The organism is Chryseobacterium gleum, assembly GCF_900636535.1.
GTDB lineage: Bacteria > Bacteroidota > Bacteroidia > Flavobacteriales > Weeksellaceae > Chryseobacterium > Chryseobacterium gleum.
Genome location: NZ_LR134289.1, coordinates 3,845,111 through 3,858,375 on the forward strand (window position 1 = coordinate 3,845,111; position 13,265 = coordinate 3,858,375).

At 36.4% G+C, this 13,265-nt stretch carries 14 protein-coding genes; 2 read left to right on the forward strand and 12 right to left on the reverse strand.

All coding sequences use genetic code 11. From position 1 onward, the window contains the following. Nucleotides 1-2: 2 nt before the first annotated feature. The 5 genes from EL165_RS17475 to EL165_RS17495 form a co-directional block, all read right to left on the reverse strand. Complete coding sequence (locus EL165_RS17475; protein WP_002982762.1) at nt 3-755, reverse strand: LOG family protein; 753 nt, start codon at nt 753-755, stop codon at nt 3-5. Between the two features lie 8 nt (nt 756-763). After that, the gene (locus EL165_RS17480) at nt 764-1,477 is read right to left on the reverse strand and encodes a nucleotidyltransferase family protein (RefSeq protein WP_002982765.1); all 714 of its coding nucleotides are present in this window, start codon (nt 1,475-1,477) and stop codon (nt 764-766) included. A 70-nt stretch (nt 1,478-1,547) separates the two neighbouring features. After that, a complete protein-coding gene (locus EL165_RS17485; protein WP_002982767.1) occupies nt 1,548-1,964 on the reverse strand; it encodes a RapZ C-terminal domain-containing protein in 417 nt (138 codons plus the stop codon). Between the two features lie 77 nt (nt 1,965-2,041). Continuing rightward, nucleotides 2,042-2,446, reverse strand: a complete 405-nt coding sequence (locus tag EL165_RS17490) for a GxxExxY protein (RefSeq protein ID WP_002982769.1) — start codon at nt 2,444-2,446, stop codon at nt 2,042-2,044. A gap of 32 nt (nt 2,447-2,478) precedes the next feature. Then, nucleotides 2,479-3,504, reverse strand: a complete 1,026-nt coding sequence (locus tag EL165_RS17495; protein ID WP_002982770.1) for an aminoglycoside phosphotransferase family protein — start codon at nt 3,502-3,504, stop codon at nt 2,479-2,481. Between the two features lie 226 nt (nt 3,505-3,730). Here EL165_RS17495 and xrtF point away from each other — a divergent pair, with 226 nt between their 5' ends. Next, entirely contained in the window at nt 3,731-4,261 is a 531-nt protein-coding gene (gene xrtF / locus EL165_RS17500; protein WP_002982771.1) for an exosortase family protein XrtF, read from the forward strand. Then, nucleotides 4,248-4,685: an exosortase F system-associated membrane protein gene (locus EL165_RS17505; RefSeq protein ID WP_002982774.1), complete on the forward strand. Its 438-nt coding sequence runs from the start codon at nt 4,248-4,250 to the stop codon at nt 4,683-4,685. Before xrtF ends, EL165_RS17505 begins: the two co-directional genes overlap by 14 nt. Before the next feature lie 18 nt (nt 4,686-4,703). Here the strand turns inward: EL165_RS17505 and EL165_RS17510 are convergent, their stop codons facing one another. The 7 genes from EL165_RS17510 to EL165_RS17540 form a co-directional block, all read right to left on the reverse strand. Next, nucleotides 4,704-5,711, reverse strand: a complete 1,008-nt coding sequence (locus EL165_RS17510; RefSeq protein ID WP_002982777.1) for a cation diffusion facilitator family transporter — start codon at nt 5,709-5,711, stop codon at nt 4,704-4,706. A 57-nt stretch (nt 5,712-5,768) separates the two neighbouring features. Further along, nucleotides 5,769-6,761 (reverse strand): aspartate-semialdehyde dehydrogenase, encoded by a 993-nt coding sequence (locus EL165_RS17515; protein WP_002982780.1) that lies wholly within the window; start codon nt 6,759-6,761, stop codon nt 5,769-5,771. A gap of 67 nt (nt 6,762-6,828) precedes the next feature. Further along, nucleotides 6,829-7,260 carry a hypothetical protein gene (locus tag EL165_RS17520; protein WP_002982782.1) on the reverse strand — a complete coding sequence of 144 codons (432 nt, stop codon included), beginning with the start codon at nt 7,258-7,260 and terminating at the stop codon, nt 6,829-6,831. 86 nt (nt 7,261-7,346) lie between these two features. After that, nucleotides 7,347-9,944 (reverse strand): TonB-dependent receptor, encoded by a 2,598-nt coding sequence (locus EL165_RS17525; RefSeq protein WP_002982785.1) that lies wholly within the window; start codon nt 9,942-9,944, stop codon nt 7,347-7,349. Between the two features lie 208 nt (nt 9,945-10,152). Further along, on the reverse strand, nt 10,153-11,013 hold the full coding sequence (nadC, locus tag EL165_RS17530) for a carboxylating nicotinate-nucleotide diphosphorylase (protein WP_002982789.1): 861 nt from the start codon (nt 11,011-11,013) through the stop codon (nt 10,153-10,155). A 12-nt stretch (nt 11,014-11,025) separates the two neighbouring features. Continuing rightward, a complete protein-coding gene (gene nadB / locus EL165_RS17535) occupies nt 11,026-12,597 on the reverse strand; it encodes an L-aspartate oxidase (RefSeq protein WP_002982792.1) in 1,572 nt (523 codons plus the stop codon). 31 nt (nt 12,598-12,628) lie between these two features. Continuing rightward, nucleotides 12,629-13,255 carry an NAD(P)H-dependent oxidoreductase gene (locus EL165_RS17540; protein ID WP_002982795.1) on the reverse strand — a complete coding sequence of 209 codons (627 nt, stop codon included), beginning with the start codon at nt 13,253-13,255 and terminating at the stop codon, nt 12,629-12,631. Between the last annotated feature and the right edge of the window lie 10 nt (nt 13,256-13,265).

Consider the following 13,265-nt stretch of genomic DNA (forward strand, 5'->3'; position numbering starts at 1 on the left):
AATTAAAAATTTACATTCACAGAATATTTATCATAAAAGGCCTTAATATGTGCCACCGCCTCGTCAGCACTGTCTACCACACGATAAAGATCCAGATCATCTTCAGCAATCATTCCTTCTTTTAACAGCGTTGCCTTAAACCAATCCAGCAGTCCTCCCCAGAATTCACTTCCTACAAGAACAATCGGGAATTTCCCGATTTTATTGGTCTGAATAAGAGTCATCGCCTCAGTGAGCTCATCCAGTGTCCCGAAACCTCCGGGCATTACCACAAACCCCTGAGAATATTTTACAAACATTACTTTTCTCACGAAAAAGTAATCGAAATTCATAGAATAGGATTTGTTGATGTAAGGATTAAAATGCTGTTCAAACGGAAGATCAATATTAAGTCCGATAGATTTTCCCTTAGCATTGAAAGCTCCTTTATTTCCTGCTTCCATAATTCCGGGCCCGCCTCCGGTAATAATTCCGAAGCCAAGTTTGGTAATTTTTTCAGCAATATCAACAGCCATTTCATAATATTTGTTCTCCGGCTTCAATCGGGCAGAACCAAATATTGAAACGCACGGACCAATTTTAGCTAGTTTTTCATAACCGTCTACAAATTCAGCCATTATCTTAAAGACCATCCAGCTGTCTTTAGTGATCGTTTCATCCCATGTTTTTTGTCTGAAGCTATTATGTAGTTTTGTTTCGTTAATATCAAGTTCTGGATTTACCAAACTTTCATCTCTGGTTCCATCAATTTCCATTGCAAAATTTATTTAAAATGTTTTTCGGCTTCTATTATGGATGAAGGTCTTCCGACATCAATAAGAATACTGTCATGCACAAAGCCATGTATATGCTCGGTCTGCATCAGATCCAGATATTCTTCCATAACAGAAAATTTGCCTGTTCTTTTTATTTTTTCAAAGATGATAGGATTGATACAATGGATGCCGCTGAAAGCTAGTGCTTTAAAGCCTTTGTTGAATTCTGCAAGCCTTTGTTCTCCGGTTTGGACATTCAGCCAGCCTCTTAATACCATATCATCATTGAAAAGGAGTTTTCTCGAACTTTCTCTGTCCGAAACCGCTAAAGTAGCAAAATCTTTTATCTTTTTGTGGTATTCTACCAAAGTGTTGATATTCAGGTCAGTCAGAATATCAGCATTCATGATTAAAAAATCTTCTCCGTGATCAAGAAATTTTCTTGCAAAAATCAAGCCGCCACCGGTCTCCAGAAGTTCGTGGGTTTCATCCGAAATTTCGATCTTACACCCGAAATTATTATTTTTATTTAAAAAATCAACAATCTGATCTCCAAAGTGATGGATGTTGATCACAAAATCCGTTATTCCGAAACTTTTCAGATAATTGATATTTCTTTCCAGAAGCGGAACTTCATTTACTTTTGCCAGTGCTTTAGGATGATGGTCGGTAAACGGTTTAAGTCTGGTACCTTTCCCTGCTGCGAAAATTAGAGCTTTCATAATAGTGTAAGTAATGAGTGATGAATAATGAGTAATGAATAGCTGTAATATGAAAATTACTTATTGCTCATTACTGATTACTAATATTGAGTTGTGGCTGTTCATCGTGTTGAAGGGTGATCTCAGTCCCGTCAGGATATTTTTCTTGGATAAATTCAGCGATTTTTATTGCGCAGTATACCGATCTGTGCTGTCCGCCGGTACATCCGAAATTGATCTGCAGATGCTCAAAGCCTCTTTCTAAATAATTGTCGATATTAATTGAAACAAGAGATTTTACGAGTTCCAGAAACTTTGGCATTTCTGTTTTTGTTTCCAGATACTCCTGAACTCCTATATCATTTCCGGTCTGGCTTTTATATTCTTCAATTCTTCCCGGATTTAAAATTCCACGGCAGTCAAAGGCAAAACCTCCTCCATTTCCGGAATTATCTTTGGGAATTCCTCCTTTTTTGTAAGAAAAACTGTGTATCTCGATGTGTAGCATATTCTTTCTTTTAAATTTTTAAACCATTAAGGCTTATTTAGTTTTTAAGGTAAGTTAAGATTTTGATAAATCAAAATTTAGTCAGGAAGTTCTTTGAAAAATTCATTAATAAAGGGTTTCATTGACTTTGTAATATTGTTAGTAAAAAAATTAATAAGAAGACCTTGTGGTTTTTTAAGAACTTTCATGTAAGTGAGTAATTGTGCTTCGTGGATTGGTAATACGTCTTCCACAGCTTTTAACTCTATAATAATTGTATCATTTACTAGGAGATCTACAACAAGTTTTGTCTCAATTTCTACTCCTTCATAATTGATGGGAAAATATAATTGTTGTTTAACATCATACCCATTTTTAACAAGCTCAATTTTTAAGCACTCTTCATAAACGCTTTCAAGTAGACCAGGACCAAGAGTCTTATGGACTTTGATAGCAAAGCCAGTAATTTCATATGACAGTTGAGTAATTTCTTTTTTGGTCATAACCTTAATGTTCTTAATGACTTAAAGCATTCTTAATGGTTTAAATTTATAATTTCTTCAACTTTTTGTTGTGCCTTTTCCGATGCCAATTGCTGAATAACCTTATTCAATTCAGGATAATCCTTCATGTGTTCCCAGGAATTTGAAAACTGTATGATATTCCGGATTCCTTTTTCCAGGCTGGCCATGAAATGCTGTTTCCTCTGTATCAAACCTCTGAATCCGTAAGCACCTAAAACCTGTAAAAATCTCATCATCTGAATAGGCATCACTGCATTTTTCAACTGAATTCTTGTTGCAGGATCATCAAACTGCTCAATATAAAAATCCAGCATTTCTTGTTTGAAATCTTCAGGAAAATTGGCTTTGGCCTGAAAAAGGAAAGAGATGACATCATACATCAACGGACCTTTCATTGCTGACTGATAATCGATAAAAGAGACTTCATTCTGTTCATTGACCATGATGTTTCTTGCCTGGAAATCACGGATCATAATTCCTTTAGGTTCAAGATTCTCAATAAGGACTGCAATTTTTTTGAATTCTTTCAGAAGAGCCGACTTATTATATTCAATCTCCAGAAAATCTGCTACAAAGTTTTTAAAATAATAAAGATCATGAATCACGGGAAGTTCATCATAACTTTCATACTCAAAGGTTTTTGAAAAATCAATTTTCCCCCGAGTCTGGATCTGCAGCTGGTAAAGCTTTTCTAACGTTTGCTGCACCAAAGATCTTACAGCGGGAGACTGCTGTTCTTTTGCAATCACTTCAGAAAGGGTATGCTGTCCTAAAAATTCCTGGATATACATCTTCCGGTCTTCTGAAACGGCAAGAATAGAAGGAGTATTAAGATTCAGGCCCGAAAATATTTCAGAATAGTAAAGAAAACTTTCATTTTCCGGAATATTTTCATTGTACGTAATGATGTATTTTTCTGTACCGGCAGTGGCCAGGAAATTTACCCTCGCAGAGCCGCTTTGAGCTAATGTGACGAATTCAGAAGATTTTTTACCTAACTGGTTTTCAAAAAATCGTTTTGCGTTTTCAGAAGTCATAATATGGAAACAAATATACTAAATTAACATGAGTTGGAAATTATAGTTTAAGGAATTGAATATCAACAGGGAAGTCTCTTATAATAAATCTGTAGGATACTACTTTTATTGAATGTATTAGTGGGAATTTTTCCTTTTAACTCCATAATTGTAGACTTTATTCTATTATTCTTAAGTTTTCTGATTCAGATTCAGGATATTACATGCTAATTTTTATCTTTGCATTATGCTGAAAGACTTTAAACCTGTTTTAGGTATTTTATTGCGCTTTATTGTTATTTATCTGGTGTTGCTTTTCGCTTATCAGTTCTATCTGAACAGTGGGAAAGATTCCGGGCTGGATTTGTTTTCAAGGATGATTGCCAATCAGGTGACTTCCCTGCAGAACGCCATAGGATATCCTACAGAAATCTATGATGATGTAAAAAACGAACAGGTTTGGTTTTATGTTAAACAAAATTATGCAACAAGAATGGTAGAAGGCTGTAATGCGGTTTCTGTCATCATTTTATTTGTGTCTTTTGTATTTGCCTTCTATAAAGGAATAAAGACTTTTGTTTTTGTGGGTGCAGGATTGGTAATCCTGTATATTATGAATCTCTTGAGAATTATGGGATTAAATATCGTGATGACCGATCATAAAGAGTATGGAAAAATATTTCACGATTTTGTTTTTCCTGCTGTTATTTATGGGAGTGTTGTTGTTCTTTGGCTGATCTGGATTAAATTTTTTGCTTTAAAACATGAAAATTCTTAACTGGCTTCTGGTTATCGCAGGGATCTGCGGGTTGATTGGGGTAAGAATCCTGGAAGGAACTATTTTTTATGATCCTTTCCTTGATTACTTTCATGAGGCCAATAAGAATATTGATTTTCCTGCATTTGAATGGGGCAAACTGATTGCCGGACATGTTTTCAGATTTATTTTAAACTTATTTTTTTCCTGTCTGATTATTTACGGTTTATTTAAAAATAAGGGATGGACAATACAGGGAGCAATAATGATGACTGTTGTTTTTGTCATTACATTGCCTATTTATCTGTATTGTATTCATGACAGATTTGAAGTAGGGTATCTTTTTTCTTTTTATATGAGGCGATTCGTAATCCAGCCGTTAATCATACTTCTGATTGTACCGATGTTCTATTACAGAAAACAAATGGTTAGTAAAGAAAGCTGAACCAGACCTATTTATTTCTTACTCATCTTCAGTTGCTGTGTGTTTATCCACACTGGTTACATTTTCCGGAGTCCATTCGACGCGTTTAATGAAATCTTTTTCCCGGACAGGGCATTCTTTGATCTGGCAGATCGGGCATGAGATTGGTTTGCAGTCATCCATATGGAAATTGAACTCAATACTGCGTTTTATATTTCCGGCAAGAAGTAGAATGACGTTTTCCATTTCACTATGTGCATCACGCAGATCGTAATACCAGGGAAGGGTAATATGAGCATCAATATGCAAAGAAGACCCGAACTGCTGGATTTTCATATTGTGTACGTCAATCCATTCTGTATGTCTGTTTTCTTCGAGGATTTTAATGATCTGATTTAATATTTCAGGATCCTGTTCGTCCATAATACCGCTTAATGACTTTCGGACGATTTTATAGCCTACAAATATGATATAAAGCCCAAAACTTAATGCTACTGCAGAATCCAGCCAATAGATTTTAGTAAAATAAACAATAACTAAACTGGCAACCACACCAAGCGTTGTAATGGTATCGGACTGAAGATGTTTTCCGGATGAAATAAGAACCAGAGAATTTTCTCTTTCTCCTTTTTTTATGGAGATATATCCCAGAAGATAATTCACAACTGCGGTGCCTGCAATAATCCAGATTCCTAGATCAATCTTGCTTAGCGTTTTTCCTACAATAAGGCTATGAACTCCTTCATAAATGATCATAACACCGGCAATAGCAATAAGGGCGCCTTCAATACCGGATGTTACAAATTCTACCTTTCCATGGCCGTACGGATGGTCTTCATCTTTGGGTTTGGCAGCAAGGTGCAATGAATAAAGCCCCATGAACGCACTAATGACATTGACGATACTTTCCATGGCATCGGAAAAGACCGCATCAGAACTGGTAAGCTTCCATGCAATAATTTTTCCGACAAAAAGGATGATTCCAAATATGGCGATGAGCTTTTGAAATCCTATTTTCTCCTGATGGGCATTTTTCTGGGTATTCATAAATGTGTTTGATAAAAAAAAGAATCTCAATTCTGAGACTCTTTTTATTTTGTTAGTTTATACTAAGTTGTTTGCTACAAGGTACTCTGCGATTTGTACAGCGTTTGTTGCCGCTCCTTTCCTCAGGTTGTCTGCTACGATCCAGAGATTGAGTGTTTTCGGCTGTGATAAATCCCTTCTGATTCTTCCCACAAAAACTTCGTCTTTTCCTTCTGAGTACAGAGGCATAGGGTAGTGGTTGTTTTTTACATCATCCATTACAATTACGCCAGGTGTTTCAGATAAGATTTTTCTTACTTCATCCAGTTCAAATTCATTTTCGAATTCGATATTTACACTTTCAGAATGTCCTCCCTGAACAGGTACTCTTACAGCAGTTGCTGTCAGGTTGAAAGTATCATCTCCTAAAATTTTCTTAGGCTCTTTCATCAGTTTGATCTCTTCTTTCGTGTAATCATCATCAGCAAATACATCACAGTGTGGCAATGCATTTTTGAAGATCTGATAAGGGTATACTTTTTCAGTAGATTCATTTCCACTAATCTCACCGTTTAACTGGTCTACAGCAGCTTTACCTGTTCCTGTTACAGATTGATACGTAGAAACGATTACTCTTTTTAAATCATATTTCTTGTTCAATGGTCCAAGAACCATTACCAATTGGATGGTAGAACAATTCGGATTGGCGATGATTTTATCTTCTTTTGTTAAAACATCAGCATTGATCTCAGGAACGACTAATTTTTTATCAGGATCCATTCTCCATGCAGAAGAATTATCAATTACTGTTGTTCCTGCTTCTGCAAACAGAGGAGCGAATTCAAGGGAAGTAGAACCTCCTGCAGAGAAGATGGCAATATCCGGTTTGGCAGCTATAGCGTCCTTCATGCTTACAATCGTAAATTCCTTCTGTTTATACTTCACCTTCTTACCTACAGATTTTTCGGATGCTACCGGAATTAATTCTGTTACAGGGAAGTTTCTCTCCTCCAAAACTTTAAGCATGACTTGTCCAACCATTCCTGTTGAACCTACTACAGCTACTTTCATTGATTTAATTAAAAATTTAAGATTAAACTATTTATAAATTATAACGCATATAATTTCTTTATCTTTTTTAAGCCCCAAAGACTCTTGTCCAAGGGAATGCGAATGCAAATAAACCTACTGCAATCAGTCCCATAATAACTACTCCTAAAGAAATAGTATCGTTGGATTTTACTTTTTTGTTGACAATGGTCATCAAAACCGCAGCAATAAGCATAGAGAATGGATGTTCAACATATTGAAATCTTAATGCTGCATTTTTCATTACTTCTCCCATATTTAATCCTTTGCTGAAAGTGGTGATTAACATAATGATCCCCAATAAAAACTGAACATGGAAGAAAATCATTGTAAAAAGAGTCGTTTTCTTCAAAAATTTGTTCACTTTTCCACTGTAACCGAACATGGTAGCTAAAAGTGCAATGATAAATAATGTTACCAAAAGAATCTCAAGATACCCGAATCCTTTGTGGGCATTAAGTAAAATGTTGTAAAAATCCATAATCCTATTTTTTTGTACACAAAGATAACAAAAATCCCGGCTCAAAGCCGGGAATGATATTGAGAAAATCTAATATTGTGATATTATTAGAAGTTGAATGATAATGTTGCTGCCCAGGTAGTTCCGAAACCGAAATAAGCACGGTTACCAGTTGCTAGACCTTTGTACATCATACCAAGCTGTTCGTAAGTCTGATTTTGAGAATTAAGTGTTTTTCCATCAGCCAGATATTTTGGTTTATCATCAGCAAATACACTTGTAGCAGAATCAGAAATATATACAGTATCAAATAGGTTGTAAACGTTAGCTCCGATTGTGAAATACTGAGCTTCGTTTTGCAATCTGATTTTGTAGGAGAAACCTATATCGAATAAGTTGAAGTCAGGTAATTTCAATACTCCTCTATCCTGTGCAGAAACGTTAGTAAATGTTCCAGCATCAATAGTAGAATAAAGTTTACCTACATATCTCCAGGTTCCGAAGATATTAAGATCTTTTACCGGTTTTACTGTAAGACCTAATGATGCTGTCATCTGAGGAATACTGTTATTGCTTGAACCTCCTACTTTTACTTTATCCAAGTATAGTTCGTTACCTGCTGAACCAGCTAAAGTAACAGGGTTGTTGTTATCATCGAAAGAAGCTACACTAGCATTTCCTTTATAATAGTAATCTCCCCAAGAGAACATCCCCTGAACTTCCAAGAAACGGTTAGGTCTGTATACTCCATCAAATTCTACTCCCTGGTGAATTTCGGTAATACCATTGATTTCAGAATAACCTGTAGTCGTTGAACCGTCTGCTAAAGTGAAAGTCTGACCTGTTTTTCTTAACCATCTGTCTTTCCACTGTGTTCTATATACGTTAACATTTGCAGTGAATTTTGCGGATCTGAATCCATATCCAACTTCAGCAGAAGAAATTTTCTCATTAGTTAGATAAGGGTTAATAAGCTGTTGGTTACTTGGGTAAACAGTGTTAAGGAATGGCTGCTTGCTATAATAACCTAAATTAGCAAAAACATTATGTTGTTCATTAATGTTATAGTTAGCCCCCCCTTTAATATTGTATCCGAAAATATTTTTAAATCCAGTTTTAGTGTTTATTGTCTGACCTTTTACTGTGCTTCCATCTACTACGAAGTTATCAATTCTCTGGTAACCTTGGTTAGATACGGAACCTTGTAAGAATGCAGATAAGTTATCTTTAGTATACTCTACTTGCGCAAATCCACTGTACCAAAGAACTTCTCCGTCATTGCTATATCCAATCTGGTCTTCAGATGGAGCTAATTTACCTCCAAAAGGATTCCAGCTAAGCTTTTTATAATCATAAGTATTGCTTACGATTCTTGGAGCTAAATTTTGGTTCGCTTTGTCTTTATATCCTGCTGCTCCATAAAGGTCACTAACAACCTGATAGTGGTAACCATAGTAATATCTATCATCTGTTCCTACTGAGAAATTCCAGTTGTCATTGATTTTATGTTGGAAGTTTGCCAAGATACCATACCAGTTGTGAGAGTTGATACTTGATCTACGAATTAGAGTACTTCCAGCACCTGCAGTATTTAAGTTAACAGCTGCATTAGCCGCGAAAATAGCATCATAGTTAAAGTGACCAGCTGTATCATAGAAATCAGTCATTCCTTTTCCTCCTACTTTACCTAAATCACCTGTTCCACCACCTCTACCATTTGACATGTATAAAACTGTACTTAACTTAGACTTCTCACTCATCGTCCAATCCCAGTTTAACATCATTACCGGCTTAGAATAATAGTTAGATCTGTTTGCTAAAGCAACTTTATTTCCTGAAGCATCAGTATAATATCCGAAGTCAGAGTTATATCTTCTGTAAGGACTTTTTCCATCATATTCAGGGTTATAGTTGATGTAATTTTGAATTGTTGGAGCAAAAGTTCTTTGATCGTGCCACTGAGGAGCAGAAGTTATGGTAAACTGTAAGTTATGTTTTTTATTGATTTCATAACCTAATGCAAAGAAATATGCATAAGATTCATAATCTGTATTTTCAATATAAGTACCTCCGGCTTGTCTGCTCATTAAGAATGATGCAGAAACTCCATCTTTAGATTTTCCTGTATTATAAGAAAATGAAGTTTTTAAATAATCATTATTTCCAACACCTAATCTGATTACCCCTCCTTTTTTCATATCTGCAGAGCGGGTAAGGAAGTTTACTGTTCCTCCTACAGAAGCAATAGCTAATTTAGATGAACCTAAACCTCTCTGAACCTGTAGTGTACTTGTAACATCAGATAATCCAGTCCAGTTTGAGAAATAAACAGTACCACCTTCCATATCATTTACAGGCATACCGTTTACCATTACAGCGATGTTTCTTGATTCGAAACCTCTGATTGTAAGACCTCCATCACCAAAACCACCTCCGGATTTTGTAGCATAAACAGATGGAGTAGTGTTCAAAATCTCAGGTAATTCCTGGTTACCTAATCTTTCTGCAAGTTGTGCTGCTTTAATGGTAGATGCAGCAACAGGTGTCTTTCTATCTTTAGCGATATCCGTAACACCTCTTAAGATTACCTCTTCAATATCTTTGGACTTAGTTTGTACTGTGTCCTGAACTTGTTGAGCGTAATAAACACTAGCTGTAGATAATGTAATTACCGCAGTTAGTATTGATTTGTTGATTAATTTCATAATCGTTAGTAATAATTAGATTTAATTTTCTGCAAAATTCGCAAAATTAAATTTAACTATTATTAACTCAATGTTAATTTTTAATCAGTCTTAATAATCTTAAAGTGTTAAAAATCAGTGCTATGGCTAAAAATTGAATTTTTGTATGAAAAAAGTCATGTTATTGAATTTTTAACAAAGTGGGGGTGTTTTTGTTAAAAATTCAACGCTATTTCACTGCTTTGAGACTCAAATCTATATTCTCTGCAGAGTGTGTAAGGGCTCCTACGGAGATGTAAGTAACGCCTGTTGCTGCAATATCTTTCAGCATATCACGGGTAATTCCACCTGAAGCTTCAGACTCACAGGAGCCGTTGATCATTTTTACAGCTTCTTTCATGGTTTTCACATCCATATTATCAAGCATAATTCTGTCAACCTTAGCGTTGATGGCTTCCTGAACTTCTTCAAGATTCCTCGTTTCAACCTCTATTTTTAACTTTTTCTTATTCCTTTTAACATAGTCTTTCGCCATTGCCACAGCATTGGAGATACTTCCATTATAATCAATATGGTTGTCCTTCAGCATAATCATATCATAAAGACCATATCTGTGATTGGTTCCTCCACCAATAGCTACTGCCCATTTTTCACACATTCTGAAGTTGGGAGTCGTTTTTCTTGTATCTAGAAGTTTAGTTTTAGTACCTACCAATCTGGAATCCCAATCGTGGGTAAGCGTAGCAATGCCGCTCATTCTTTGCATGCAGTTAAGAACAAATCTTTCAGTAGACAGGATAGATCTTGCGCTTCCGGTTACAATAAGTGCCACATCCCCGACTTTACAAGGAGTTCCGTCTTTAATAAAAACTTCAACTTTTAAGTTTTTGTCAAAAGTGTGGAAAATGATTTCTGCCAGTTCAACACCTGCAAGAATACAATCCTGTTTTACCAAAAGCTTGGCACTTTGTACAAGATCCTGTGGAATGGTAGACAGGGTAGAGTGGTCTCCATCCTGAATATCCTCTTCAAGGGCATTTTTTATAAATGTCTTTAATGCTTTATCTGTAACGTAGCTTGGTCTTTTCATTATATTTTGCTTTTAGGCTAAATCTTTATTATAAAATGCTCCCTTATTCTCTGTCATTTCCATAGATTGAGTAATGATGAGGTGCGCAACGGTTGTTAAGTTTCTTAATTCTGATAATTGCGGGGAAAGAATAGAGTAGTGGTATATTTCATCAACGGCAGCGGCAATCTCCTGGTGTTTTTGCAGAGCCATATTCAAACGTCGGTTGCTCCTTACAATACCTACCAGGTCACTCATCATTTCCTGAAGCTGTTTTCTCAGATAACTGATGATGACCATTTCATCCATGATTTTCATTCCTTCTTCATCCCATTCAGGAACGGCTTTCAGATCATCGAAGTTGAAGTTGTTTTCGTTCAGAAGATCTACGGTTTTCATGGCAGCATTGTGTCCGAAAACCAAACCTTCAAGAAGTGAATTTGAAGCAAGTCTGTTGGCACCGTGAAGTCCTGAGTTGGTACATTCTCCTACGGCGAAAAGGTTTCTGATGGAAGACTGTCCGTCCCTGTCTACTTCAATACCTCCCATCAGATAGTGGCAGGCAGGTACAACAGGAATCAGCTGGGTGAAAGGATCAATTCCTTCATCTTTGCATTTTTTATAAATATTCGGGAAATGTTCTAAAAATTTTTCATGATTCATTTCCTTACAGTCTAAACCAACAAATTCATCTCCGGTAATTTTCATTTCAGCGTCGATAGCTCTTGCTACAATATCTCTGGAGGCCAATTCTTCACGTTCATCATATTTGTGCATGAATTTTTCCCCCTTTTTTGTTCTTAGTTTTGCTCCGTCTCCACGTACCGCCTCTGAAATTAGAAATAGCATTCCGTCCATTTTGCTGTATAAAGCTGTTGGATGGAACTGGTAATACTGCATATTGGAAACCTTACCTTTGGCACGGGCTACGAAAGCAATTCCGTCTCCTGTTGCAATTGTAGGGTTGGTGGTGTTTTTATATACATGTCCGGCACCTCCTGTGGCCACCAGTGTTATTTTCGAAGTAATTTTTTTGATGGTCTTGGATTTTTCATCCAGAATGTAGGCTCCATAGCAGTGGATGTCCCCTTCATTGAGCTCTTTTCCCGGAACATGGTGCTGGGTAATGATATCAATGACATAGTGATGATCAAGAATTTCAATATTCGGGCTGTTGTTGGCTGTTTGCAAAAGAGCTCTTTCAATTTCAAAACCTGTGATATCTTTATGATGGACGATTCTGTTTTCAGTATGGCCTCCTTCTCTTCCTAAAGCGAATTTACCATTCTTCATATCAAACTGAGCTCCCCACTCAACGATTTCATTAAACCTCGCCGGAGCCTCTCTTACTACCATTTCTACGACATCGCGTTTGTTTTCCCCGTCGCCGGCACGCATTGTATCGTCAATATGCTTTTGGAAATTGTCATTCTGGAAATCTGTAACAACAGCGAGACCGCCCTGTGCATATTTGGTGTTGCTTTCGTCTTCGTCAGACTTGGTTACGATAATGATTTTGGCATCAGGGAGCTGTTCAGAAACTTTAATGGCATAGGAAAGTCCGGAAATGCCGGAACCGATTACTAATACATCCGCTTTTATCATATGCTGGCTTTAGGTACAATCGTTTAAAATATTAAATAAATTTAAACAATTTTTCGTTTGGTTTTCTTACTTTTTTCATGTGCTGGAAATGATCTTCTTCAGAACGGTAGCCTAAAGCGAGGGTAACGGTTACTTTTTCTGTTTCAGGATTGATATCCAGAATTTCTTCAATAATATCCTGACGGAAACCTTCCATGGGACATGAGTCTATATTTTCAATAGCAGCGGCATACATAAGATTGGCCAATACTATATAGGACTGCTTTTCTGCCCAGTTGAAAATTTCCTCATGTGTTTTCTGGCTGATATGCTGATTAATGCTGTTTCTGAAGGGATCCAGTTTTTCAATGGGAGTATCCCGTACTTCAGAAATATGATTAAAATAACCACGGATATAATTCTCTTCAATTGTTTTCTTCGAAATAATAACAATAAGATGAGAACAGGTGGAAATCTGTGATGGATTATAGAAGGCAGGAATCAGTTTCTGTTTCATCTCCTCACTCTCAACAACGATGATCTTGTAAGGCTGAAGTCCCAGCGAACTGGCAGACAGCTTTCCTGACTCAAGAATGTTGTGAAGGGTTTCCTGAGGAATAATCTGATGATTGAATTTTTTTACAGAATATCTTCTGCTTAAAGCTTCCAAATAATTCATAGGACAAATT